This is a genomic window from Thalassococcus profundi (genome assembly GCF_003344785.1).
In the GTDB taxonomy this organism is placed as follows: Bacteria; Pseudomonadota; Alphaproteobacteria; order Rhodobacterales; family Rhodobacteraceae; genus Puniceibacterium; species Puniceibacterium profundi.
The window spans coordinates 14,045-37,493 of the sequence record NZ_QPMK01000022.1 but is presented as its reverse complement, the minus strand read 5'-3'; the positions used below and the strand labels follow the sequence as shown (position 1 = coordinate 37,493).

The window sequence follows — 23,449 nt, the reverse complement described above, 5'->3', positions numbered from 1 at the left end:
CTACTCGGCAGGAACGGCATCGGTGGCTGGCTGTTTGGCACGGCGCGGTGCCCCGACCCTCAAACGGCGATCCGACAAGGACAAACAGCCACCGATCACCAGCAGGATCGCCCCGATCCAGATCAGGTTTACGAGCGGCTCATAAAGAATCCGCAGGGTCCATGCTCCGGCGTTGTTCACTTGATCGGAGGCCGGCGTCGCAATCGAGGTATAGAGATCGCCCGCCAAAGTGGACCGGATGGCCGATTCCGTTGTCTGACTTTCCGCGACCGGATAGTACCGGCGTTCCGGAAAAAGCGTCGTGACCAATTCGCCATCCCGGCGGACCACAAGGGTGCCGCGATCCGCGATGAAATTCGGCCCCTGAACCTGTGCGGCCCCTTCGAAGGTGATGTCGAACCCGGCGATCGCGACCTCTGTCCCCGGCGCGGCAAAGACGATCTCCTCGCTCTTCCACGCGCTGGAGCCGATCATGCCCATCATCAACACAGCGACGCCGGCATGGGCGAGCGTCATGCCGTGTGACGCACGTGGCAGGTTGCGCGCGCGTCTCGCGGCCTCTGCAAGGGAAACCTCGAACAGACGGATGCGCAGCGCCCATTCTCGTAGGGTTGCAAAAAGCAGCCACGCCGCGCCGAGGATGGCAAGATAGGCCATGATCGGCCCACCGTTCAGAAGATACCATGCGGCCAAGGCTGCAATGACCGCCAGCACGGCCACGAACCGAATGCGATCGAGCAAACCGGCGATATCAGCCCGCTTCCACGACAGGAATGGACCAAGACCCATGAACACGACCAGTGCCAGCATCATCGGAATGAAGGCCGCGTTGAAGAAAGGTGGACCGACCGAGATCTTGTCCCCGGTGACAGCCTCCAGGATCAGCGGATAAAGCGTCCCGAACAGGACGGTTCCCGTAGCGGCGGCCAGAATGAGGTTGTTCACGAGCAGCCCGGCTTCGCGGCTGATCGGGCGAAACAAACCACCCGGCTCCATTTCGGGCGCCCGCCAGGCGTAGAGCGCCAGCGACCCACCGATGGACACCGCGAGTAAACCCAGAATGTAAACTCCGCGCTCTGGATCGACGGCGAACGCGTGTACGGATGTAAGCAGGCCTGACCGGACGATGAACGTCCCGAGAAGTGAAAGCGAGAAAGTCAGGATGGCAAGCAGGATGGTCCAGCTTTTGAACGCATCGCGCTTTTCCGTGACGATGGCCGAATGCAACAGCGCTGTGCCCAGAAGCCAAGGCATGAAGCTTACATTCTCGACCGGATCCCAGAACCACCAGCCGCCCCAGCCCAGTTCATAATAGGCCCACCAAGACCCGAGGGCGATACCCGCCGTCAGGCTGATCCAAGCGGCCAATGTCCATGGCCGGACCCATCTGGCCCAGGCCGGATCGACGCGACCCTCTATAAGAGCCGCAACGGCGAAGGAAAACACGATGGAGAAGCCGACATACCCGAAATACAAGAGCGGCGGGTGCATGGCGAGACCCATGTCCTGAAGCAACGGGTTCAGGTCATTGCCGTCGAGCGGCGGCGGAAACACCCGCTCGAAGGGGTTCGACGTCAGCAGCAGGAAGGACAGGAAGCCGACACTGATCCACGCCTGCACCGACAAGGTGCGCGCCTTGGTCTCGGCGGGGATGTTCGATCCGAACCAGGCGACGCCCGCGCCGAACACCGCGAGGATCAGAATCCAGAGCAGCAGCGAACCCTCATGGCTGCCCCAGGTCCCGGCCACCTTGTAGAGCATCGGCTTGAGCGAATGGGAATTCTCGACGACGTTCCTGACGGTGAAGTCGCTGACGATGAAGGCCTGCATCAGCGCTGCGAAGGCTATGGCCACAAACAGCACTTGTCCTATTGCCGTCGCCTGGGCGGATTTCATCCAGACGGCGTTTCCACGCGACGCACCTGCAATCGGCAGAACGCTTTGAACAAGCGCAAGCGCAAGCGCGAGGGCCAGTGCGAAGTGACCAATTTCCGGGACCATGGCGTTCTTTCCTATCCAGTGTCGGTGGGCGTCGCGTCGGACGGCTTTGGCGTCCGCGGCGGGGTCTATTCGTCGAGCGTTGCTTTGCGGCGACGGAACTCTTCTTCGTCGATTTCCCCATTCGCAAAGCGGCGCCGGAGCGCTTCCTGCGCGTCCGAGTCCGGGGGACGGGTGCCATTGTCCCGCAGCCTGAGCACCAGAAACACGATCAATGCGATCACGGCGCCCCAGAAGGCGAGCATCATGAAGCCGCCCATAAAGCCATAGCCTCCGCCCCACATGTGACCTGTTCAGGAGCCTGGACCATCAGCTCGCGCCATGCTGGCGGGCAAGCTGGCCAGCAACGTTGGAATGAGCGTTTTCAGTTTCATCTGTTTCTCCTTCGATTAGTTCGCTTTCATCCAGTGGGATGGTGACAACAGCGCGCAAACCCGCGCTGTTATGGTTGACCAGCTGGATATCGCCGCCATGGGATTGGACGATTGTCCTCGCGATCGAGAGCCCAAGCCCATAACCGCCCGTTTCCAGAGACCTCGATTGCTCGAGGCGATAGAAGGGATCGAAGACCTTTTCCAACTGGTCGACGGGAATGCCGGGCCCATTGTCATCGATGTTGAGTACGAGGTTCGAACCGTGGGTCGCCCAGCTGACTTTTGCGGCACCACCGTAGCGAACGGCGTTCTCAAGCAGGTTCCTCAGCGCCCTTCGGAACGCGTTGGGTCGAAGCCGCACGGCAACATCATCACTCGGGGCAAAGGTGCAGTGTGCCGCCATATCGCTGCACAAGCTGTCCAGAAAATTGCGCAGATCGACCACTTCGGCACCTTCGGATCCGGTAAGGCCCCGTGCAAAGGTGAGCGTCGCTTCGACCATGCTCTGCATCTCTTCGACCGATGCGATGAGGCTGTCCCGCGTCTCTTCTTCGTCAACCAGCTCCGCGCGGACACGCATAGCAGTCAACGGCGAGCGTAAATCGTGGCCAAGGGCTGCGAGCATAAGTGTACGATCGCTGACAAACCGGGTCAGCCGTCGCTGCATGCGGTTGAAGGCGACGGTAAGATCCTTTACTTCGGTCGGCCCGGTGACATTCAATTCACCCACATCCTCGCCCCGGCCAAGATGGTCCGCGGCTTTGGACAGGTTCCGAAGAGGACGCGTCAGGCGCGTCATGACAAACCAGAAGATCGCCACCAGAAGCAGTCCGGCGGAAATCCCAAAGGTCAGCATCGAGTAAAATGGCCACTGGATTGGCGGCCGCTCGAACCGCGTTCCGACATTCAGCCAACGCGAACCCTTGATGGCGATGGACAGGTTCATTTCAACCGCTGTCAACTCTCCGCGCATCATCGCGAGATGCATTTCCGTCATCTCGTCCGAGAGATTGGGAAGGGGCCGCAACTCGCCCTCGACCTCGTGCAATTCTACGCGAATATCGCGGCTGTAGCTGTCATCCATCAGAGCGCGTATTCGCGCTTCCACGATGCCGCGATACGAGTGCCCGGTGTGATCCACAATCGGCGCGTCCGACAGATCGAACCGGATCAAAGGCGAATTTGCCGCGCGAAGGATCGAGTCCTGCAGATCCAGCGGGGCCTCTTCGATCAACCGCGCGACATTCGCTGCGCGACCCGCGGCCTCGAATCCTAAAGCTGCACGGATCGCAAGGCTGCGCTCGTCGGCGAACAGGAACAGGCTGATCGCCTGGGCCACGACAAGCGCCGCGACCACAAGCAGGATCAATTGGCCGCTCAGAGACCGCATCGCACGGCGCATCACGGCGCATCCTCGACATCGGCAGCCAGACAGTATCCGCCGTTCCGCACGGTCTTGATGACACTGGGCCTAAGTACATCCGGCTCGATCTTGCGGCGGAGACGGCTGATCTGATTGTCGATGGTGCGATCCATCGGGCCTGCCGTCCGACCAGCGGTCAGGTCAAGCAACTGGTCACGGCTGAGCACCATCCTCGCGCGTTCCAGCAGGACCGCCAGCAATTTGAACTCGGAGGTCGTCAATGGGGTCTCGGTGGTGGACTCGTCAATCAGCACCTGCCGGTCGGTATCCAGTATCCAGTGCGCAAAAGAGACTTTCCTCCCAGCGAGGCTTCCGGCCACGGGTTCGTCGCGGTTGCTTCTCCGAAGAACCGACTTGATGCGGGCGAGCAGTTCTCGTGGATTGAACGGCTTGGCGAGATAATCGTCCGCGCCGATTTCGAGACCCACGATCCGATCCGTTTCCTCACCAAGCGCCGTCAGCATGATGATCGGAAGATCACCCTCTGGCGCAAGTCTGCGGCAAACCGACAAACCGTCCTCCCCCGGCATCATGACATCGAGCACGAGGAGGTCAAAGTGACCGGTGGCCAGCTTGGCATCCATCTCCACGGCATCCCTGGCGACGGTCGTGCGCATTCCGCTCTTCTCCAGAAAGCGCGCGACACTTTCGCGTATCTGAGCGTGGTCGTCCACGACAAGAATATGAGGGGGCGGTCCCATGGCGTCCTTCCTAGATCATCGTTGCATAATGTTTCATGGGCAGAATTGTAGCCGTTTGTATCAGGTCAGTCCCTTGCGACAGATGGATACAAATCTGTGCCTGCACCGTGTGGTGCTCCCGGGTAGCGTCGCGGACAAGTCATGCGACCTTTGGGATCGCAACCGATCAAACGACGAGGTTTTCGAATATGGCTCTTGATTTGAACCGGCGCCGTTTCGTTCTGGGTGCTCATATGACGGCGCTGACCGTCACGGCGACACCGCTGCTGGCGCAGAGCCGAACTGTCTGGTCGGCAGAGAATGCCTTTGACGCGATTCTGGCGGATACGGCGCGGATCATCGATGTCAGAGCGCGCGAAGAGTGGCAAGAAACCGGCGTAGGTGCCGGGGTATGGCCGATAAGCATGCACGCGTCCGGTTTTCCGGACCGCTTGTTCAGGGCGAAGGAACTGAGCGGTGATCGCATGGTTGGACTGATCTGCGCCACAGGCGGACGCTCTGCGACCTTGATTCAGGCGTTAAGACAAGCTGGTTATTCGGGCTACGCCGATATATCGGAAGGGATGTTGGGATCAGGCGAAGGGCCTGGCTGGATCGCATCGAACTTGCCGACCGTTCCGGTGGATGTCGCCCTGAACGGGTTGCCCCCCGCGTTGGCCTGACCAGTGAAGAATCAATTGGTCCCGTTGTGCTAAAAGCCTGATGTATGGTCAAATTGACCTGTTTGAACAGGAAGACGGGTTTGGGTGTATGACCGAGTTGATGGCTATGTTTGTCGGAATATGCGCGGCAATCATGATGGGAATTGTCCATCATTATGCGTTGTCGGGCATTCTGAAGTTTTCCCCGCAGCGGTCGGATGGCTCCGGCTTTCGGATCATCCTGACGTTTTCCGCGTTGCTGTTGCTGCACGTATTGGAACTTGTGACGCTCGCCGTGTTCAACACGATGGTGGTGGCAAGCGTTCTGCCGCAATCGTTCAGCAACAGCCCGCCGATGTTTCAGGATGTTCTCTATGTTACGGGCATCTCGTTCTCGACCCTTGGCTATTCGTCCATAGAGGTGGTCGGGCCCTTTCGACTGTTGCTGATGCTGCAATCGCTTTTGGGCTTCATGTTGCTGACCTGGTCAGCGACGTTTCTTTACTCAGCCTGCCAGCAAGTCTGGCAGAAGGCGAAAGATGACTGAAAATCGCCACGCGCGTCGGACATGAGCTTGGCGTCAGCGTCAAATACGTCCTGATATCGGTCCTTTGACCTCACCGTGGAAAGGTTGAGTGAGCGCCGCGATGCGCGCGTGGATGAATAGTCCTTGACCTTCCGGTAGCTGGAATCCCTAGGTACCAAGCCATGGCACAGATTTTCGAAAACAAAGACGATCGCGCATTCCGAACTGGCATATTCCGTTCTGCGTGGCCTTTGACCTCTTTGCAGCGACGTTCTTCGTTCTGCTCTATGCCATGTTTTGAACCATGATGATGCGCATTCTTCTTCTTGCGGTGATCCTGATGGGAGTCGTCGCATTGGCCTTCCCGGACGTCCTTGGCGTTGACATTCGCCTGCCGGATCGCGCGGAAATTGACCGCTGGATCGAGGCGGCAGGTCTTGCCGGGCCAATTGTCATCGTGGCGCTTATGACAATCGCTATCGTGGCAAGCCCCCTGCCCTCGGCGCCGATCGCACTCGCCGCCGGAGCGGCTTATGGGCACACATTTGGGACACTCTTTGTCGTACTTGGCGCGGAACTCGGTGCGCTTGCCGCCTTTGGTCTGGCCCGCGGTCTCGGTCGTCCCTTCGTTGAGCGTCATCTCGGTCAGAAGATTAACGCAGGCCTGTTAGGGTCCCAGAACACTCTGACCTTCCTGGTCTTCGGCAGTCGCCTGCTGCCGTTTCTGTCCTTCGATATGATCAGTTACGCCGCAGGTCTGAGCAAGCTGCATCTTTGGAGGTTCGCGCTGGCCACGATGGCCGGGATTATTCCAGCGAGTTTTTTGCTCGCTCACATGGGCAACCAGGCGATGAACGGAGATGCCCGCACTGCCACATGGACCGCGCTTGCGCTCGGTGGCTTTACCGGCCTGTCGGTTCTCTTCGCCGCGACGCGAAAGACCGGTACACAAGGGGAGGAGAGCTGATATGGCCAGTCATTCTCACGCCGGGCACATGCCGAGTTCCGGCAAGGCCCTTGTGATTTCGGCCTGGCTCACCGGCGTCTACTTCGTGATTGAACTGGCCGTCGGGCTCTGGACTGGCTCGATTGCCGTCCTGTCGGATGCGTTTCACACCCTGTCGGCGGTTGGCGGCGTTCTCGTGGCCATCACCGCGCAGCGGATTGCGCGCCGTCCAGCGGATTCGACGCGCAGTTTCGGATGGTACCGCGCCGAAATCATCGGGGCGCTGGTGAATGGCGGCTTTCTTCTCGGCATGGCGCTTCTGGTGATCTGGATGGGCGCGATGCGGCTCGGAGACCCGATCCACCTGGCCACAGGCCCCATGCTTTGGGTCGCCTTCGGGGGCCTGGTCACGGAAGTGGTCTCTCTGGCGCTGATGTGGCAATCGAGCAAGGACGATCTGAATGCCCGTGGCGCGCTCTGGCACATCATCCAGACCTTTGTCGGCAGCCTCCTGATCATCGTCACCGCCCTTGTGATCGAGTTCACCGGCTTTCTGGCGATTGACCCGATTCTCGGCATGGCGTTCGGGGTGGTTCTCCTCTGGGCCTCTGTGGGCGTAATCAAGGAAGCGGTCCACATTCTCATGGAAGGCACGCCCGAGGGAACGGATCTCGACGCTGTAACAGCGGACCTGAACGGGCAGGACGGGGTTCTGGATGTTCACCATGTGCATGCCTGGACGCTGACCAGCGGCAAACACGCGTTTTCCGCCCATATCCGCCATCAGTCACCCGCCGAGGCCGCGGATTTGCTGAACAGGGCCTATCGGCGGCTGACGGAACAGCATGGGTTTCACATGGTCACGCTGCAGCTCGAAACAGAGTGTCTCGACGAGCGCCACGCGCGGGATCTTGATATAGTCCAGATAGCGGCTGCAAAGGCTGCGCAAGAAAAGACTGATGTGCGAGATGCGCATCCGCACCCAAGCCCTAACACAGAAGGGCCGTAGACTGTGATGGACATAATACTAGCCGCAGAGCCGGAGATTCGTCTGACGGCGTTTTTGAGTGTGCTGGCCGCCATAGCGCTTTGGGAACTCGCCGCCCCGCGTCGGCGGCGTGACATTCCGCGTGTCATCCGTTGGTCGAACAACCTGGCACTTGTCGTGATCGATACGGCGATCCTCCGGTTGTCTTTCCCAATCCTGGCCGTCGGTCTGGCGGTCCTGGCCGAGGAGCGGGGCTGGGGCCTGTTCAACATTATCGAGGCTCCTTTCGGGTTGGCTGTGATCCTGTCCATGCTGCTGCTCGATCTGGCGATCTATCTGCAACATGTCATGTTCCACGCCGTCCCGGCCCTGTGGCGCCTGCACCGGATGCACCATGCGGATCTCGACTTCGACGCAACCACTGGATTACGCTTCCATCCGATTGAGATCCTCATCTCGATGGCGATCAAGCTCGCCCTGGTGGCAGCGCTTGGTCCGCCCGCCGTCGCGGTTTTGTTGTTCGAGATCATCCTCAACGCCACTGCCCTCTTCAACCATGCCAACATCAACCTGCCGAGACCGGTCGACCGGTGGCTCAGATGGATCGTCGTCACACCCGACATGCACCGCGTGCATCATTCTGTCGATCCGCGCGAAACCAACTCAAACTACGGCTTCAACCTGCCGTGGTGGGACCGCCTCATGGGTACTTACGTAGCCCAGCCCGCGAAGGGCCACGAGGGAATGACGATCGGTATCGAGCAGTTTCGCACGACGCGCGACCTCTGGGTCGACAGGATGTTGATCCAGCCCCTTCGCGGGCCAGCAAGCGGACACGCCCTGGATACATCCGCCCTCACGCCGACAAGCAGGAACAGCCTCTGGACTCTCGAAAACACAGTTCTAGGGTCTCGGGTAACTCAAAAAGGAACACATGATGAAACGACGTACGTTCTTGCTGGCCGGAGCGGCTGCCACACTCCCCCTGCGAGCACTGGCCAACACGGAACCGGTCATTAAAGTCCTGAAAACCCCCACCTGCGGATGCTGCACCGCTTGGGTCGATCATGTCCGGCAAGCGGGCTTCGCGGTCGAGGCGCAGGACGTCGATCAGGATGCGCTTTATGCGTTCAAAGATCGGCTTCAAATTGCACCGGAACTTGCTGGATGTCACACGGCGGTCGTGGGCGACTATTTTATCGAGGGCCACGTGCCTGCCGCGGACATCACGCGGCTGCTAGCAGAGCAACCGATGGCGCGCGGTTTGACTGTCCCCCGCATGCCGATGAGTTCGCCCGGCATGGGCGGTCCCGGGGCCGGTGACGCTTTTGACACCTTGCTTGTTGGCTCCGACGGCGCGACCTCGGTCTTCGCGAGCCACAGCTGATCAGGTCATGGGTGCAGGTGATAGATCCCGCGGGACGGGTTCATGACCCGTCCGTCTTGCACAAGCTTTCGCAGCGCCCTGTAGGTCGCCTCATGGCTCAATTGTAACCGAGCGGCAAATTCGACGATGGAGCCTTCGAGCAAGCCTGCGATCAACCCTGCCATCACCCGGTCCTCTGCGCGCCGAATGCCGACGATCTCCAGCATCTGTCGCTGCGCCTGTATCTGTTGAGCCGCCTGACGGCCATAGGCGCGGGCAAATGCCGGGTCGGCAAAAGCGGCCAATACGGAAGCCTTGTCGATCCGGATCAGCGCCCCGGCCTCAACAATGACTGCGTCGCAATGATAGACCTCCGAAAACACCGAAGCTTCGGCAAAGCTTGTTCCGGCTTGGGCACGGTGGATGATGAACCGCTCGCCATCCGGGCCGACCCGCTCGAGATGCACGCGCCCGCGTGTGACGACATAGAGACCATGCGTCGGTCCACCTTGGCGAAACACCACATCGCCAACCGCGCCCGAGAGTGGACGCAGCGCTGAGCCCGGAATACGATCATAAGGGTCTGGCAACATACGATTGTAACCATATTGCGAGGCGTCCACCCCTGCTAGTGAAAACATGAACAGTAGCCCAGCGAAGGACCCGTCCATGCGTCTTATTCCCCTCCTCCTTGCCATAATGATGGCGGCACCCATGGCCGCGCAGCACGCGCATTCCGCGACGGGTCACACAGTGCGAGGGCCACAGCAAACCGGGCAATCGGCCTTTGCCGCCATGGCGGAAATCGTTGCGATCCTGCAGGCCGATCCCGAGAGGGATTGGGAGCGGGTCGATATCGACGGATTGCGCCGCCATCTTGTCGATATGGATCTTCTGACCACGGAGGTCGTGGTCACCCGCATGCCGCGCCCCGAAGGGGCCCGGTTCGAAATTCGGGGGACCCCACGTGTTCTCGAGGCCATCCGCGCCATGGTGCCCGCCCATGCGCCCTTTCTCGCGGCCGAGACCGGCTGGCATGTTGTGACAGAGGACCTGGACGATGGGGTGGCTCTGATTGTCGATTGCGACGCCGCTCAGATCCAAGTCCAGGGGCTTGGCTTTTTTGGCCTGATGACCATCGGGGCGCATCACCAGGAGCACCACCTCATGATGGCAAAAGGCGCAGCCCCACATCATTGACGCGCTGATGCAGCTTGTTTGTTGATCCGAAGAGAGGTCGCTGACAAAACGTTACATCTCGCGTGTTGACCTTCCAGCGCTGGAGACACGGACACATGCCCGATGATGGAAGCGTCAGAGGATACCGCGCGCAGGGATTTCCTGTATTACGCAACGGCCGGGGCGGGGGTCGTGGCCACAGGGGCTGCGCTCTGGCCACTGGTGAACCAGATGAACCCTTCCGCCGATGTCCGCGCTCTGGCACAGATCACCGTCGACATCTCCGATCTTGCGCCCGGAACGCAATTGACCGTCAACTGGCGCGGAAAACCTGTCTTTATCCGTCATCGCACGGAGGCAGAAATGGCTCAGGCTCGGGCAGAGGCGGTCTCTGACCTGCCAGACAGCCAGGCGCGCAACCCCAATCTGCCCGACGATGCGCTGGCAAGCGATGAGAATCGAGCCATTGCGGGTCACGAGGCTTATCTGGTGATGATCGGTGTCTGTACCCATTTGGGCTGTGTCCCTCTGGGCGATGGGGCGGGGGATTTCGGGGGTTGGTTCTGCCCTTGTCATGGCTCGCATTACGATGCGGCCGGGCGCATTCGCAAAGGTCCGGCACCTGAAAATCTGCATATTCCGGACTTGTCGCTCTCGGACGAGATGGTGCTGACGCTAGGGTGACTCACACGAAAGGTCGATCATAGTTCACCGCTTGAAATCAAAACAGAATTAGAGTGGCTACCGATCCTCCTAGATTGCAATTCTCCACATCCGAAATCGTCCTTGTCCAGTTACTTCGCGAATTAGATCTCGGGCTTCCATCCAAGCGAGGTTGCGTTGGACGGCCGCGCGGCTGGCTCCGGTCGTAGCCTCAGCCATGGGAGCGGATACGAGAGGCCATTCGGTAAGCGCAGCTCGCAGAATCGGCGGCGTTTTCCCTGAAAGCGGAACCATCACGGCTTTTGCTCGTGCAGTCCAGTCCTCAACGTCATTCAGATGCCGCATTGCGATCAAGCATGCGCTCTCCATCCCGTCGAGCCAGCGCGCCAGCCTATTGGCAGGCGGCCCCCCAGATCGCAGGCCTCCTACACCACCCATTGCCAGCGGAGAAAAGACTGCTCCCTTACCCTCACTGGCCGCAACGCGTGCGGCGGTAACCGCAGCTTCCATCCGGTCGCCCTGTTGCCCGAGGCCGGCGAGGCTCCAGAGGTGAAATCCCATGCTGGCGCGCGTGATCGGGTGCAGGTCGGCGGCTTGCGCCATCAGGTCAAGCCACCCGCCCGCGCGATCCGCAAAAGGTTCGGCTTCATCAGCCAAGTTTTCGGGGTCACGGCGATCGAGGAAGGCGGACAGGTCCACCTCTGGGCCGGGACCGCCTGTCAGACGGCGCACCGCCCAACCGACACGCGCGAGTGCGGCGGTGTCGTCCTGAACTCCGGAAAGGCGCATGGAGATCCAGAGCGCCAACCGATCTGGACCAATCCGGTCGCCCACAAACCAGCTGAGGTCTGCCGCCTCGATCAGGGCCAGTCTGTGCCGCCATCCTTTCGGGCCACGCTTCAGCCGGTCGTCCAGCGCGCCGATCCGGCCAGCCACACGGGCGAGACGGGCGGCATTGCCCGCCTCTGCCTTCCGCCAATCGTCGAGGACTGCGGTTTCACGCGGCTTTCTCCTTGGCCCAGGAGGCAGATAATCGGGCTCCACTTCCATCGGACCAGGCAGGAACCATAGGTCGTCTTCAGACGTCTCTTCAAGCCCCTCCGTATCCACTAGAGGATCGTCAAAACGTTCATCTTTCATAGAGACTTGAGGCTTCATATATGCAAAATATGGCACTTTTGCATTTTACCCAAGGGTTTTATTTGGGTGCGCCCACACTCCTTATATGGCACGCGCGCGCGGTGGTCTGCGAGAGATCTCTGATCGTGTTCAGCGTATGGAAACTAAGGGTTCCCTGCTGAACAGCGCCAAAGTGCACGCCCTTGCATTCGTTTACAAATGGTCGTTTAGTAACGGTATATGAAATTGCAAACGGCCGATTTTCATGCCCCTGATAGGCTACGCCCGCGTATCGACAGAGGATCAGACCCCCCTGCCCCAGTCTGAGGCCCTGCAAACTGCGGGCTGTGCCGAGATCTTTGAAGAGCACGCCTCAGGCGGCAATCGCGCGCGTCCTGTACTCGCGCGTTTGCTCGAACGCGTTCAGAGCGGCGATACGCTGGTCGTTGTGCGGATCGACCGGCTTGCGAGGTCTCTGTCGCATTTGCTGGAGGTGATCGAACGTCTGGAGGCCAAGGGAGCGTTCTTTCGTTCCATTCAGGACCCGATCGACACCGGATCCCCTCAAGGAAAATTCACATTGCAGGTTCTGGGCGCCGCGGCCGAGTTCGAGCGCGCGCTGATACGTGAGCGCACAAAGGCCGGGCTTGCCTCTGCGCGCGCCAAAGGGCGCGTTGGTGGCAATCCTGGGCTTCGCACCAAAGACCCCGACGCGCTGCGCAAGGTGCGGCTGGCACGACAGGACGGCTACATGGAGCGCCTGAACGAAACCGCGCAGGATTGGGTGCCCCACGTGCGACGCCTACGGCCGGATATGGCCTGGGAAGATGTTTTGCGAATCATTAATGGCCCCCTGCCCCACGACCGGCACTGGACCCAAAGCCGCCTACTTCGTGCTGTGAAAGCCTATGTCCGCGACGGGTTTCTACCAGATGAAGTCCTTGGCCGCGCCGGACGCCGCGAAACCGATGACCGCCTGCCGACTATCGTGGCTGCCATCAAAGGCTCGGGCCCCGAAATCACACTGCAGGCGATCTGCGACCGGCTAGAATCGATGCGTGAGCGCACCCCTCGAGGCCGCACTAGCTGGCAGCCGTCTTCGGTCAAAATGCTGCTTGAGCGTGCGAAAAAGTTGGGGCTCCTGTGAACACGACACTTGTGTTGGCCTAACGGATTACCACTAAATCTAGAAAGTGCTTGCACGAATCTGGCTGGTCGGGCAATAGTCTCGAAAAATAACGCGCGGTCACATAAAAAACGCGCCCACGGATCGGGGCAGACATGAGCGAAGCAGAACAGGATCTAGATATCGCCATCGGGCACTACGCGGAACTTCTCGCGTCGAACCTGCATGCTCAGCGCGCTGCGCACTTCCCACCGGATGCAAAGAAGGTGATGCGCACTTTGACCAGCGGCGAAGCTGCTGAGCTCCTTGGCGTCGACCATACTTATCTTCGGAAGCTTCATCGAGAAGGAAAGATCGTTGACGTCGAGACGACGGCGGGAAGTCATCGCCGCTATACGCTCGACGATATCTGGGAAATCCGGCAGACGCTTGAAGGAAACGCAAAAAAGTCTGGAACTTACGTGCCTGGGCGTCGCGACGGTGACGAGCTTCAAGTCATTTCAGTGGTGAACTTCAAGGGCGGAAGCGGCAAAACGACGACGTCTGCTCACCTCGCTCAGCGCTTGGCGCTCAAGGGGTACAGAGTTCTTGCGATCGATCTCGACCCCCAAGCATCTCTTTCGGCTCTTCACGGAATCCAGCCAGAACTCGACCTCATGGAGGGCGGAACCCTCTATGATGCCGTTCGCTACGACGATCCGGTTCCGATCTCCGAAGTGATCCGCAAGACTTACATTCGCGGCCTTGATCTCATCCCAGGCAACCTTGAACTCATGGAGTTCGAGCACGAGACGCCTGCTGCTATCCAGCGAGGCGGAGCGAAAGCGTTCTTCGCGAGAGTTCATGACGCACTCGATAGTGTTGAAGCGAACTACGACGTTGTTGTGATCGACTGCCCGCCGCAGCTTGGTTTCTTGACGATGTCAGCACTTTCCGCGTCCTCGGGCGTCCTCGTGACGGTTCACCCGCAGATGCTTGACCTTATGTCGATGTCCCAATTCCTGCGAATGACGGCGGATCTCCTGGGAGTAATCAGGGATGCAGGCGCAAATCTGCGCTTCGATTGGCTGCGCTTCTTGCCAACGCGATACAAAGTCGGCGACGCGCCACAAACCGAAGTCATCGCCTTCATTCGCGGGCTGTTTGGGAGGTCGGTCCTGACCAATCACATGGTTGAATCGACCGCAATTTCTGATGCCGGCTTGACCAAGCAAACGCTCTACGAAGCTGACAAGAGGGACTTCACGCGTCAGACGTTTGATCGTGCGATCGAATCTATGAACGCAGTGAACGATGAGATCGCTGAAATCATCCAGAACACATGGGGGCGGAATGGCAAGAAAGCCTAAACTTGGCCTGCCGCTGCAGACCCTTCGCAACGCTCCTGACGCTCTTGAAGGGCGCCGACTGCGTGGCGGTGTTTTTGAGATCGATCCGGCGCAGATTGTTACCGAAGGACGGTTGGATGACAGGCTTCAGATTGAAGTTGAGGGCCTGAAGAACTCTATTTCCAAGAACGGTCAGCGTGTGCCTGTCTTGGTCCGCCCACTGGAAGGCGATCGCTACAACCTGATCTATGGCCGCAGACGCTTAGAAGCATGTCGCGAACTCGGTATCAAAGTTCGAGCCATCGTAACAGAGGTTGAGGGTGATCAAGCGCTTCGAGATCAGCTTCTCGAGAACCAAGAGCGTCGTGATCTGAGCTTTATTGAGCGTGCGCTCGTTGCGACGGCACTTCTGGACGGTGATCATTTGGAAGGGGCTGAGCGCACCAATCGAGGTGTCGCCGAAGTCCTTAACCTCCACGAAGCTGGGGTTTCACAACTCTTGAGTGTCGTTCGGACGGTCGGCGAAGAACTCATCCAGGCAATTGGTGCGGCTCCCGGGATTGGTCGCCCGAGATGGGAAGAGCTCAAAAAGGCTTTGGGTGCCTACGACGGCGATCGAGACCAACTGCAAGCCGTAGCTCATGCAGCTAAGTCCGAAAGTTCCGGCTCGGTCGATGAGGTTTCTGAGCGTGCGTTTCTCGCAGTTCTTGCAGCTGCGAAGAGCGCAGAGAAGAAAGCAAGCCCGTCTAGAAAAGGCGTGCCTGCTTTGGCGATCCCCGGTGTCGGAGCTGCGACGGTCAAGACCGGCCGCCAAGGCAAGCAGCTTAAACTCGATCTGACGACGGATGAACCTGATTTTATCAGCTGGTTGGAGGGCAATGCCCCAAAGCTGATTACCGAGCTTCATGAGCGCTGGAAGCGTTCAGAAGACTGAGGAAGAGCAACCAACAAGAAGGAGGCACGATACAGGCAAAAAGAAAAAGGCCCCGAGAAGCTAGCTTCACGAGACCTTTGTAAGGTTTCGCACCGGGATCAGCCCGCTACAAAATCTCAGTTTTCGCACCTCTGAATGTAGCGTTCTGGCCCCTACCCCGCAAGCGCAAAGCGATTCGCGGGCCCTAGAATTTTTGTCTTCGTGAACATTTTCATGGATTACACACCAATTTCGCCGTTTATGCGGCCGATTTCGCACGGCCATTTGCGCGTCATCGAGCGACCCGAGGCATCTGTTCCGGCCAGACCCGTTAACAAGTGGGAACTCCTGCGCGAGCTCTCCAAGGCGCAAGCGGCCTTTGGCGTGTCAGAACGTGATTTGACTGTTTTGCAGGGGCTCCTCAGCTTCTTTCCAGACGATGCACTTGGCGGGAACGCCGAGATGGTAGTCTTCCCCTCGAACAAGGCGATCTGTGAGCGCCTGAATGGTATGCCCTGCTCCACTATGCGTCGTCACCTCGCGCGTCTTGTCGAGGCTGGCTTGCTCCAGCGGCGTGATAGCCCCAATGGAAAGCGCTACGTCCGCAAGCACGGCGAAGAGCGCGTCGCCTTTGGCTTCGATCTTTCCCCGCTCTACTGCCAGTCCGAGGAGATAGCACGGGCGGCAGAGGCCGTACGTGAGGCTAAGGAGCGCGTCAGGCGTCTGAGAGAGGTCGTAAGCCTCATGCGGCGTGATCTCGCGGCCCTCGCAGAGTTCGGAGACGAGATGCAGCCAGGCCTAGGCTTCTGGGATCAGCTTCGCGACAAGGCTGCCCTCACAGCCCGCGCGCTTCGCCGCAAGCTTTCAATTGAGGACCTTGCGGCCTATCGAGCCGACCTTGAAGCTCTCCTTGACCAGGCACGCAACATCATTGATGGCCCTGAAACAGAAGAAATGAACACCAATGATGCCCAATCTGAGCGTCACCATCATAATTCAAATAAAGAATCTATAGATCTTGAACCTGCTTTAAAAAAAGGCGGGGCGGCGGCGGGTGTGCCAGATGTGGATACGAATGAGCCGGTGGCTGACGTTGATGAACAGGACACAAGACACCTGCCAAAGATCCCGCTCCACCTAGTGATCGCGGCATGTCCCTCGCTTAAGACCTTCTACCAAGGTGAGATCCGGCATTGGCATCAGCTCTTCGATGCGGCGTGCCATGTGCGGCCAGCCATGGGGATCAGTGCGTCTGCATGGGAAGAAGCACAGCGGTTCATGGGTCCGGAGCAAGCGTCGATCGTCGTTGCTGCCATGCTGGAACGCTTCGCCGACATAAGATCGCCTGGTGGATACTTGCGAGCTCTGACTACCAAAGCTGCGGCAGGCGAGTTTTCCTGTGGCCCAATGGTCATGGCATTGATTGGCCGGCGGAACGCGGCTTAACAGCTGTTAAACTCCGATCTCGTGCGGCTGGCATGGCATAACTTAACAGCTGTTAAGTAGGCTCTCGGCACACAAACGGTGTTCGAGAGAGAAAAGTTAGGGGGTTGAGGTGTGGCGATATTTGAGATCGTGAAAGTGGCTTTCGCCTTCGTCGCGGCGAAGATCTGATGACGAGGGCATCCCGATCATCATGATAAAACCTCAGCTGGTGACCATCGCTGCTAGTAGCGCAAAGGCGGCTAGCGAAGAACATACAGAGTGTTGCGCTGCAGCCAACCTAGCAGTTGCGCGCCTCCGCGGCCCCTGCCCTTTTCGATGTCTGAGATCTGATGATGAATACCCTCAACAATTGGCTCTACGCTATCCGGCGCCTGCTGACGGCGATTTGGGTCCTGGCCTCGGATATTCGCTTGGCCTTCATCGGTGCTAATGCTTGAGAGGTAGGTTGTGGATGTCTGTTGCATGATATCGTGGCTACGGGCCGTAGCGCACAAGGAGCAGACGGTCGATGGTTACCAAAACCGTTTGACCAAGGGTTCGATCCTCGAATTCCCGCGCGCTGGGAAGGGGACCCCATAACTTCTCAGTCACTTCGATAATGGCGACATGGCCAGCGAGGCAATCGGCTCCTCAAGCGCAGCAGCTAGTTGCCAGCGGTCCCGCGTTCCGCTGATTTGGTCGTAGTGGACGACGAGGACATCTCAGAACAGCGGTTGCAACTCAATCTCTTGATTTCATGACACCCGAACTATTCAAAAGAGTGCTTTGATGTTGGCTGCGGAATGATCTGATCCATCAGATGGAGGAAAACGATTTAATAACAATAGGTTATTGCGTTTTTTGGTATTCGCGATGAGAAATCATGCCCATAACAGCCTTCATCAACATGGTTTCCCTTTCCAGGGTGCCGATCCGCTACATCGACGGGAAGCCAAAGTATCAGCACGCTCTACGAAGAAGTTGGCAGTTGCGGGCCGATTGAGCGGTCTGGGCTATCTCGTGAAGAAGGAACCGCCACAGGTCTAGCCGATGGGCCCTGTGGAAGTTCTGATCCCGTCGTACCAGTACAGTTCGGTGGCGGTTGGGTGTTTCATGGGTTTGGTCCACGAAAAGTGAAAGTGTCCTTCGGGTTTTGTGACTGACGGATGAGGGCCTTTGGGGTCCCTCAGATGGGTCCGGGCCGGATTCCGGTCTGCCGTTCCTGATGAAGGGCATTCTAATGCAAACAGGTGTCTTGCGCGTATTGCGCGCGACCGCTGCCTCGTGGTGGCGACACAAGGAACTACGCCGATCCGGCCAGACGGGGCAGGCACAGCGGCGCGAGCGCGAGACCGTCCTGTGTGATCTCAGCTATCTGAAGCAGGCGGCGTTATTGCCGAACGCGCATGTTATTTGCGGAGAGGGCGGGACATTCATCCATCTCGGTTGGACCACCGTTTCAACCTTCGCGCCGATCGAGCGCTTTCCCTTGGCCACTCTTGCGGTCTCACGTGGCACCCCGTTCATCGATATCCGACCCGTCACCGATGTCATCGCCTTCGCGAACCTGCCGCGGGTGGCACGGGACGGATCGGACGACTCTGACCCTTGTGGTCCTGGCAGGTCCGTGTCGCTGACCACCTACATCGACATGGTCGAAGTCCTCGGCGCGAGGATCGTCAACGATCCGCGGCCCCGTCAGTCAATCTGATCACCATTTCCTCTCACCAAAACTCGAAAGGAGGCCAGCCATGGCCCGATCCCGCACGCCCAAATTCGATGCCTCCGAGGTCATCACAAACGAAATCATCCGCATCATCGAGCGCGGCGTCCTGCCGTGGCGCAAGCCCTAGACCGCAGGTGGCAGCTCTCGTCCCCTGCGCGTGGGTGGTGAACCCTACCAGGGGGTGAACAACTTCCTGCTGACGATGCGGACCGTGATGGCGGGCCACAGCTCTCCCTTTTGGATGACGTTGCCGCAAGCCAATGCCTTGGACGCAAAGGTCCGCAAGGGCGAGAAGTCCTCTGTCGTCGTTTATTACGGTCAAAGCCGGAAAGACGCGGGCGGCGAGGACGACCGCAGCGACGGGGATGATCACTCCGAGGAAGCCCGCATCTTCCGCTTCCAGAAATCCTACCGCGTGTTCAATGCCTGCCAGATCGATGGCCTGCCCGACAGCTTCTACCCTGACCCGGAGCCCGTGCCCGAGCATCCGCCGTCCGAGCCCATCCCGCACATGCAGGCGTTTTTCGATGCCATCGACATCACAACCGTCTTCACGGGCACGGAGGCGTACTATTTGCCCCCCGTGGACAAGGTTTACATGCCGTCCATCACGCGGTTCCAGGACCCGCGCAATTTCTACGGGGTCTGGGCCCATGAGCTGGCCCATGCCACGAAAGCCCCACATCGACTGAACCGTGATTTCGGGTTCTCGAAGTTTGGCAACACGTCCTATGCGCGCGAGGAGATCCGAGTGTGATCGCGGCGCAGAACGACGCGTTTCGCAAGCTTGTCTGCCTCGGAGTGCCACCTGAGCAGCCGATCCAGGGCCGCATGCACGTCACGCGCTCGATCATGGAGGCTGGTGACGGCTTCATGGCCGAGGCAGTCAAGGCCACCGGAGCGTTCGATGCATTCGAGCCCGAGAATGATCCCGAGGGATGGCACGATTTCGGGGCGGTCGAGATCCGGGGAGAGACCGTGTTCTGGAAGATCGATCTCTATGAGGCGGATTCGGACTTCCGCTACGGGGCTGAGACCCCGGACAATCCTGCTACCACCATGCGCGTGCTGACCATCATGCTGGCGCGCGACTGGTAGAAGGGCAGGGGATGCCTCCCCCTGACATCCGAGACGATGAAGGCCCACTGACCCCTCAAAGGGAGAGATGCCGTAATGGGGCTGTCGGCGAATCGAGCACGTTTCGCTTGTTTGTCAGCATGATGTGGAGTGCCGTTGCCCTTGATGCGCCTGCAGCGCGTCTACGAGGTCGTATGTTTCCATGCGCCTCAATTCCTAAGAATAGAAGGGCAACGACATGAATGTATTTATCGGATTGGATGTATCTCTGGCAAGCACGGCGATTTGTGTGCTGGGGCCACAGGGGAGGATCGTTGAAGAATTGCAGGCGGAGAGCGAGCCTGAGGCATTGGTACGTGCAATAGCGTCATTGTCATATTCGATCGATGCGATCGGGCTTGAAGCCGGACCTTTGTCCCAATGGCTGAGCAAGGAAATGGAAGAAGCTGGCTTTGACGTGGTCATGATGGAAACACGATTAGTGAAGGCAGCCTTGAAAGCCATGCCGATCAAGACCGACAGGCGCGATGCCCAGGGCATTGCGCGCTTGCTTCAAATGGGATGGTACAGGCCCGTGCACCGCAAATCTGTGTCCTCCCAGGAAATCCGCGCGTTGCTGACGGCGCGCAAGTCAGTTCAGCAGGCCATCATCAACCTTGAGCTTTCGATGCGGGGTGTTCTGCGAAACTTTGGCATGAAGCTGGGGCATGTCACCCGGATTAGGTACGAGGCCCGGGTGAGGGAACTGGTTGAGCAGAATGAGATCCTGTCCGCGTCGACTGAGGCTCTTCTGCGCGCGCGTTCCCAGTTGCGCACCGAGTTGGCTGACTTGGATGCCAAAATCGCGGGTCTGGCAAAACACGACGATGTTTGCCGTTTGATGATGACGATGCCAGGTGTCGGTCCGATCGTCGCCCTGACGGTCAAATCTGCGATTGATGATCCGACCCGCTTTGCGCGGTCGAAGGATGTCGGACCGTGGGCGGGGCTTACGCCAAGGCGCACGCAATCCGGAGAGATGGACATCGTTGGACAAATCACGCGAGCCGGTGATCGCGGGCTTCGAACCGCGTTGTATCAGGCAGCGATGATCCTGATGCACCGTGGTGCCCCGAACTGGCTGCAATCTTGGGCACTTAAAGTAGCGCACAGGCGTGGAGCGAAGAGGGCCATGATTGCACTTGCTCGACGCATTGGCGTCGTCTTGCACCGCATGTGGATAGACGGCACGCCGTTCCGCTACACGCAGAACTCCGGCGCGACTGCATGAGCGGGAAGCTTCAAGGACAATTCAGAGCGGAGGGTTGAGCTGCGCCTCATGACAGGTACGTCGAGGTCCCTTGCCGGGACGAGGTTCCTGGAGATGCCGAAGGCCCGCAAGTTATCAGCAAATGCTGAATACGCGGGAAAGATGGGCACCCAGGACCAGATTTGGACCAGGCATAGAGTGGCAGCTATGAGGCTGACTACGGACGGAAGAGCGAAGCCCCCATGAACGCGATCGACGAGTTCGAGGCCTTCGCCCGGATGATGGAGGTCGACGGCCAGACGCCGGAGACCATTGCAAAAACCTTCGGCACCACGGTGGCCGCCGTGAAAGGCCGGTTGCGCTATGGCCTGATCCACCCCGACATCCGCGCCGCGGCTCGGGGCAAGGTGATCACGCTCGACACGATGAAGGCCTTTGCTGAGCATCCGAGCCAGGAGGCGCAGCGCGAGGTCTTCGAGGCGCTCACGAAAGACGGCGGCTATCTGCAGGCCTATACCGTCCGTCAGGCGCTCAAATCCCGCGGGGTGCAGGTCAGCGACGATATCGGGGCTTTCGTGCGCGAAGACTACGAGGCGCGTGGCGGTGCTGTCGCGGCTGATCTTCTGGAAGAACATTCCGTGCTCGAGGATGTAGCACTGGTCGAGACCATCCTGCTCGAGAAGCTCGGGGCCGCCGCCGAAGAGGCGCGTATGAAGCTGGGCTTTGCCTGGGCCGATGCGATGGTCCGCTATGATTACGCGACCATGGCTGACTACGGCCGCGTCTATCCCGGCCCGATCGAGCCGGATGAAGCCGCCCAGAAGCGCATCGACGAGATCACCGCCGAGCTCGAGAAATTGCAGCTCGAGATGGAGGATGAGGGGCTCGAGGACGGTGCCTACAACGCCCTTTACGAGCGCGTGGACACGTTGGAAGAGGAAGCCCGCGATCTGCAGGAGGCCTACAGCGCCGAGGACCTCGCACGGTCTGGGGTGATCGCCTCGTGGCAGGGTGGGCAGATCACGCTCCATGTTGGCCTCGTCCGCCCCGAGGACACCGTCAAAGAGGAGGGCGCACGCGGCTCCTCACCGATGGCAGCACCTGCCAGATCGTCACCGCGACCCACTACAGGCGGGGTCGGCAAAAACGCCGCTGCTACCGCATCGAGGAAACCGGCGGGCTCGTGCGCCTGTCGAAAGCCTCGCTCGCGGGCTCGGAGCTACTCAGCTCCGCGAAAGGTGCTGCCAGCCCGGTGCTGGCGGAGTTCCTGGCGAGGCGAAATTAGGTCCTGCGCCGGACGGGTCATCGACCTGCCCGGCGACAGCAGATGCTGCGGCTTGTCTTGACAAGGCAATGCAAATGCATTACCTATCGCAGGCAGCAAAGATCCCTCTCTTTCAGGAGACTGCCATGACAGCGCTCGCACAAGATGTCTCGAAACTCACGGATCGGTATCAGACGACCGTGCCGGCGGGTGTTCGCAAGCAACTCAAGCTGGGCAAGGGCGACCAGATTCGTTACTGCACCGAGCCGAGTGGCAGGGTCTATATCGAGCCCGTGCGCAGCGACGAGGAAGATCCCGTGCTCGGAGCCTTTCTCGATTTTGTCGAGGCCGATATCAAGGCGCATCCCGACCGCATTCGGGCGTTCGATGGGGCTTTGCATGACCGTCTTGCAGCACTGGTCGGAGACGTTGATGTCGATCTCGATGCGCCGCTATCGCTCGAGGATGAATGAGCGGCGATAGCGTGCCCGCCCAAGCGCCCCTTGTCGTGAATGGATGGTCGATTTATGCGCACCCACTCTTTCTGGACCAGCTCGAAGGGCTGGTCGAGGAGGTCGAGGTGCGTAAGGCACGCGATCCCAAGACCTGGCACAAGAAAAACCCGACGAAACGGCTGGCCGCCATCTTCAAGCTGGTCACCGAGGCCATACCGGCAGATCCGGGTGCCGCCGCCTTCCGGCAAGGCGGCACACTCGGCGATCACCGCAAGCACTGGTTCCGGGCGAAATTCTTCCAGCAGTATCGGCTGTTCTACCGGTTCAACAGCGATGCGAAGGTCATCGTGGTGGCATGGGTGAACGACGACAAGACCCTGCGCGCCTATGGCAGCAAGACGGATGCCTATGCGACGTTCAAAGGGATGCTGGAAGATGGCAACCCACCTGACAATTTCGACGCGCTCTTGAAAGAAGCTGCAGCGGCAGGCAAGCGATTCGAGAAATCCCTTGAAGCGGTGCCCGATCGGTAAGTGGGCCAGCTTGCTGTGACCCTTTGGCATTATCGTTTACGACGCCACGCTCGAAGATGTAGCATCGGCTGATAATGCGGTCGGAGAAAGCACAATGAATGAGACGGAAAAGGATAGGCAGCACCTCGGGCTAGAGGAGCAATGCGCGCCTGACCTGACGGGGCACCGTTTCCCAATTGCTGTGCGCGTTGCAGACATGCCCGATGACCTCGGCAAGCTGCTGGATATCGGGCTCGAGGAGCATTTCCGTGGCCGCTGAAGCGAATTCTTATGACACGTGGTTTTGCGCGCAGGTGCAGGCCGCGCTGGAGGATGCACGCTCGGGAACATCTCAGGTTCAGGTGATGCAGGCCGCACAGGCATTGATTGATGCGAAGCGGCAGGTCGAACCCAAGTCCTGACCAAGCCTTGGGGGGCAGCGCGGTCTGA

Annotated in this window: 25 protein-coding genes and 3 pseudogenes; 22 read left to right on the top strand and 6 right to left on the bottom strand. The window is 59.3% G+C overall.

All coding sequences use genetic code 11. From position 1 onward, the window contains the following. From DU478_RS20200 to DU478_RS20185, 4 genes are all read right to left on the bottom strand, one after another. Positions 1-2,001: a heme lyase CcmF/NrfE family subunit gene (locus DU478_RS20200; RefSeq protein WP_114512681.1), complete on the bottom strand. Its 2,001-nt coding sequence runs from the start codon at positions 1,999-2,001 to the stop codon at positions 1-3. Between the two features lie 65 nt (positions 2,002-2,066). Further along, positions 2,067-2,246: an SHOCT domain-containing protein gene (locus DU478_RS20195; protein WP_233501475.1), complete on the bottom strand. Its 180-nt coding sequence runs from the start codon at positions 2,244-2,246 to the stop codon at positions 2,067-2,069. Between the two features lie 61 nt (positions 2,247-2,307). Continuing rightward, positions 2,308-3,774 carry an ATP-binding protein gene (locus tag DU478_RS20190; RefSeq protein ID WP_114512680.1) on the bottom strand — a complete coding sequence of 489 codons (1,467 nt, stop codon included), beginning with the start codon at positions 3,772-3,774 and terminating at the stop codon, positions 2,308-2,310. Beyond that, positions 3,774-4,496 (bottom strand): response regulator, encoded by a 723-nt coding sequence (locus DU478_RS20185; protein WP_114512679.1) that lies wholly within the window; start codon positions 4,494-4,496, stop codon positions 3,774-3,776. The genes DU478_RS20190 and DU478_RS20185 overlap by 1 nt, the downstream gene beginning before the upstream one ends. Before the next feature lie 188 nt (positions 4,497-4,684). On the opposite strand from DU478_RS20185, the gene DU478_RS20180 reads away from it, so the two are divergent. From DU478_RS20180 to DU478_RS20155, 6 genes are all read left to right on the top strand, one after another. After that, entirely contained in the window at positions 4,685-5,158 is a 474-nt protein-coding gene (locus DU478_RS20180; RefSeq protein ID WP_114512678.1) for a rhodanese-like domain-containing protein, read from the top strand. Positions 5,159-5,246: 88 nt separating this feature from the next. Next, positions 5,247-5,684: an ion channel gene (locus DU478_RS20175; RefSeq protein ID WP_233501473.1), complete on the top strand. Its 438-nt coding sequence runs from the start codon at positions 5,247-5,249 to the stop codon at positions 5,682-5,684. A gap of 283 nt (positions 5,685-5,967) precedes the next feature. Beyond that, positions 5,968-6,630 (top strand): TVP38/TMEM64 family protein, encoded by a 663-nt coding sequence (locus DU478_RS20170; RefSeq protein WP_114512676.1) that lies wholly within the window; start codon positions 5,968-5,970, stop codon positions 6,628-6,630. 1 nt (position 6,631) lies between these two features. Further along, entirely contained in the window at positions 6,632-7,618 is a 987-nt protein-coding gene (locus tag DU478_RS20165) for a cation diffusion facilitator family transporter (protein ID WP_012187043.1), read from the top strand. 6 nt (positions 7,619-7,624) lie between these two features. Next, positions 7,625-8,617 carry a sterol desaturase family protein gene (locus tag DU478_RS20160; protein ID WP_114512675.1) on the top strand — a complete coding sequence of 331 codons (993 nt, stop codon included), beginning with the start codon at positions 7,625-7,627 and terminating at the stop codon, positions 8,615-8,617. Continuing rightward, positions 8,532-8,984, top strand: a complete 453-nt coding sequence (locus DU478_RS20155) for a DUF411 domain-containing protein (RefSeq protein ID WP_012187045.1) — start codon at positions 8,532-8,534, stop codon at positions 8,982-8,984. The genes DU478_RS20160 and DU478_RS20155 overlap by 86 nt, the downstream gene beginning before the upstream one ends. 5 nt (positions 8,985-8,989) lie before the next feature. On the opposite strand, the gene DU478_RS20150 is transcribed toward DU478_RS20155, so the two are convergent. Further along, entirely contained in the window at positions 8,990-9,634 is a 645-nt protein-coding gene (locus tag DU478_RS20150; protein ID WP_233501471.1) for a Crp/Fnr family transcriptional regulator, read from the bottom strand. Between DU478_RS20150 and DU478_RS20145 the strand changes: the two genes are divergently transcribed. Next, positions 9,633-10,163 carry a hypothetical protein gene (locus tag DU478_RS20145; RefSeq protein WP_114512674.1) on the top strand — a complete coding sequence of 177 codons (531 nt, stop codon included), beginning with the start codon at positions 9,633-9,635 and terminating at the stop codon, positions 10,161-10,163. The two genes, DU478_RS20150 and DU478_RS20145, sit on opposite strands and share 2 nt — an antisense overlap. A 105-nt stretch (positions 10,164-10,268) precedes the next feature. After that, entirely contained in the window at positions 10,269-10,826 is a 558-nt protein-coding gene (petA, locus tag DU478_RS20140) for a ubiquinol-cytochrome c reductase iron-sulfur subunit (RefSeq protein ID WP_114512706.1), read from the top strand. A 69-nt stretch (positions 10,827-10,895) separates the two neighbouring features. On the opposite strand, the gene DU478_RS20135 is transcribed toward petA, so the two are convergent. Beyond that, a complete protein-coding gene (locus tag DU478_RS20135; protein WP_407703177.1) occupies positions 10,896-11,963 on the bottom strand; it encodes a hypothetical protein in 1,068 nt (355 codons plus the stop codon). 226 nt (positions 11,964-12,189) lie between these two features. Here DU478_RS20135 and DU478_RS20130 point away from each other — a divergent pair, with 226 nt between their 5' ends. From DU478_RS20130 to DU478_RS20070, 14 genes and pseudogenes are all read left to right on the top strand, one after another. Then, on the top strand, positions 12,190-13,071 hold the full coding sequence (locus DU478_RS20130) for a recombinase family protein (RefSeq protein WP_114512673.1): 882 nt from the start codon (positions 12,190-12,192) through the stop codon (positions 13,069-13,071). 134 nt (positions 13,072-13,205) lie between these two features. Continuing rightward, positions 13,206-14,399: a plasmid partitioning protein RepA gene (gene repA, locus DU478_RS20125; protein WP_048535388.1), complete on the top strand. Its 1,194-nt coding sequence runs from the start codon at positions 13,206-13,208 to the stop codon at positions 14,397-14,399. After that, positions 14,383-15,312, top strand: coding sequence for a plasmid partitioning protein RepB (gene repB / locus DU478_RS20120; protein ID WP_102888752.1), 930 nt, complete (start codon positions 14,383-14,385; stop codon positions 15,310-15,312). Before repA ends, repB begins: the two co-directional genes overlap by 17 nt. 213 nt (positions 15,313-15,525) lie before the next feature. After that, a complete protein-coding gene (gene repC / locus DU478_RS20115) occupies positions 15,526-16,737 on the top strand; it encodes a plasmid replication protein RepC (RefSeq protein WP_114512704.1) in 1,212 nt (403 codons plus the stop codon). 1,219 nt (positions 16,738-17,956) lie between these two features. Beyond that, positions 17,957-18,427 carry a hypothetical protein gene (locus tag DU478_RS20110; protein ID WP_233501470.1) on the top strand — a complete coding sequence of 157 codons (471 nt, stop codon included), beginning with the start codon at positions 17,957-17,959 and terminating at the stop codon, positions 18,425-18,427. Between the two features lie 40 nt (positions 18,428-18,467). After that, positions 18,468-19,190: pseudogene (locus DU478_RS20105) on the top strand (ArdC family protein); the annotation flags it as partial. A 5-nt stretch (positions 19,191-19,195) separates the two neighbouring features. Continuing rightward, positions 19,196-19,540, top strand: coding sequence for a DUF3768 domain-containing protein (locus DU478_RS20100; RefSeq protein WP_114512671.1), 345 nt, complete (start codon positions 19,196-19,198; stop codon positions 19,538-19,540). Between the two features lie 217 nt (positions 19,541-19,757). Continuing rightward, on the top strand, positions 19,758-20,789 hold the full coding sequence (locus DU478_RS20095; protein ID WP_114512670.1) for an IS110 family RNA-guided transposase: 1,032 nt from the start codon (positions 19,758-19,760) through the stop codon (positions 20,787-20,789). Between the two features lie 209 nt (positions 20,790-20,998). After that, a pseudogene (locus DU478_RS20090) lies at positions 20,999-21,856 on the top strand (ParB/RepB/Spo0J family partition protein); the annotation flags it as partial. Further along, positions 21,850-22,053: pseudogene (locus DU478_RS23445) on the top strand (DUF6927 domain-containing protein); the annotation flags it as partial. The pseudogenes DU478_RS20090 and DU478_RS23445, both read left to right, overlap by 7 nt. A gap of 125 nt (positions 22,054-22,178) precedes the next feature. After that, on the top strand, positions 22,179-22,505 hold the full coding sequence (locus tag DU478_RS20080) for a type II toxin-antitoxin system PrlF family antitoxin (RefSeq protein ID WP_005668772.1): 327 nt from the start codon (positions 22,179-22,181) through the stop codon (positions 22,503-22,505). Continuing rightward, positions 22,502-23,020 (top strand): type II toxin-antitoxin system YhaV family toxin, encoded by a 519-nt coding sequence (locus tag DU478_RS20075; RefSeq protein WP_114512669.1) that lies wholly within the window; start codon positions 22,502-22,504, stop codon positions 23,018-23,020. Before DU478_RS20080 ends, DU478_RS20075 begins: the two co-directional genes overlap by 4 nt. Positions 23,021-23,114: 94 nt before the next feature. Continuing rightward, positions 23,115-23,279 (top strand): hypothetical protein, encoded by a 165-nt coding sequence (locus DU478_RS23220; RefSeq protein WP_009819683.1) that lies wholly within the window; start codon positions 23,115-23,117, stop codon positions 23,277-23,279. Then, positions 23,269-23,421, top strand: a complete 153-nt coding sequence (locus DU478_RS20070) for an antitoxin PaaA2 family protein (RefSeq protein WP_043754116.1) — start codon at positions 23,269-23,271, stop codon at positions 23,419-23,421. The genes DU478_RS23220 and DU478_RS20070 overlap by 11 nt, the downstream gene beginning before the upstream one ends. Positions 23,422-23,449 lie beyond the last annotated feature (28 nt).

Bases quoted from the DNA above. Each gene is read 5' to 3' on its own strand.
- DU478_RS20200 (WP_114512681.1), bottom strand. From the start codon at position 2,001: ATGGTCCCGGAAATTGGTCACTTCGCACTGGCCCTCGCGCTTGCGCTT.
- DU478_RS20195 (WP_233501475.1), bottom strand. From the start codon at position 2,246: ATGATGCTCGCCTTCTGGGGCGCCGTGATCGCATTGATCGTGTTTCTG.
- DU478_RS20190 (WP_114512680.1), bottom strand. From the start codon at position 3,774: ATGCGCCGTGCGATGCGGTCTCTGAGCGGCCAATTGATCCTGCTTGTG.
- DU478_RS20185 (WP_114512679.1), bottom strand. From the start codon at position 4,496: ATGGGACCGCCCCCTCATATTCTTGTCGTGGACGACCACGCTCAGATA.
- DU478_RS20180 (WP_114512678.1), top strand. From the start codon at position 4,685: ATGGCTCTTGATTTGAACCGGCGCCGTTTCGTTCTGGGTGCTCATATG.
- DU478_RS20175 (WP_233501473.1), top strand. From the start codon at position 5,247: ATGACCGAGTTGATGGCTATGTTTGTCGGAATATGCGCGGCAATCATG.
- DU478_RS20170 (WP_114512676.1), top strand. From the start codon at position 5,968: ATGATGATGCGCATTCTTCTTCTTGCGGTGATCCTGATGGGAGTCGTC.
- DU478_RS20165 (WP_012187043.1), top strand. From the start codon at position 6,632: ATGGCCAGTCATTCTCACGCCGGGCACATGCCGAGTTCCGGCAAGGCC.
- DU478_RS20160 (WP_114512675.1), top strand. From the start codon at position 7,625: ATGGACATAATACTAGCCGCAGAGCCGGAGATTCGTCTGACGGCGTTT.
- DU478_RS20155 (WP_012187045.1), top strand. From the start codon at position 8,532: ATGATGAAACGACGTACGTTCTTGCTGGCCGGAGCGGCTGCCACACTC.
- DU478_RS20145 (WP_114512674.1), top strand. From the start codon at position 9,633: ATGCGTCTTATTCCCCTCCTCCTTGCCATAATGATGGCGGCACCCATG.
- DU478_RS20150 (WP_233501471.1), bottom strand. From the start codon at position 9,634: ATGGACGGGTCCTTCGCTGGGCTACTGTTCATGTTTTCACTAGCAGGG.
- petA (WP_114512706.1), top strand. From the start codon at position 10,269: ATGGAAGCGTCAGAGGATACCGCGCGCAGGGATTTCCTGTATTACGCA.
- DU478_RS20135 (WP_407703177.1), bottom strand. From the start codon at position 11,963: ATGAAGCCTCAAGTCTCTATGAAAGATGAACGTTTTGACGATCCTCTA.
- DU478_RS20130 (WP_114512673.1), top strand. From the start codon at position 12,190: ATGCCCCTGATAGGCTACGCCCGCGTATCGACAGAGGATCAGACCCCC.
- repA (WP_048535388.1), top strand. From the start codon at position 13,206: ATGAGCGAAGCAGAACAGGATCTAGATATCGCCATCGGGCACTACGCG.
- repB (WP_102888752.1), top strand. From the start codon at position 14,383: ATGGCAAGAAAGCCTAAACTTGGCCTGCCGCTGCAGACCCTTCGCAAC.
- repC (WP_114512704.1), top strand. From the start codon at position 15,526: ATGGATTACACACCAATTTCGCCGTTTATGCGGCCGATTTCGCACGGC.
- DU478_RS20110 (WP_233501470.1), top strand. From the start codon at position 17,957: ATGCAAACAGGTGTCTTGCGCGTATTGCGCGCGACCGCTGCCTCGTGG.
- DU478_RS20095 (WP_114512670.1), top strand. From the start codon at position 19,758: ATGAATGTATTTATCGGATTGGATGTATCTCTGGCAAGCACGGCGATT.
- DU478_RS20080 (WP_005668772.1), top strand. From the start codon at position 22,179: ATGACAGCGCTCGCACAAGATGTCTCGAAACTCACGGATCGGTATCAG.
- DU478_RS20075 (WP_114512669.1), top strand. From the start codon at position 22,502: ATGAGCGGCGATAGCGTGCCCGCCCAAGCGCCCCTTGTCGTGAATGGA.
- DU478_RS23220 (WP_009819683.1), top strand. From the start codon at position 23,115: ATGAATGAGACGGAAAAGGATAGGCAGCACCTCGGGCTAGAGGAGCAA.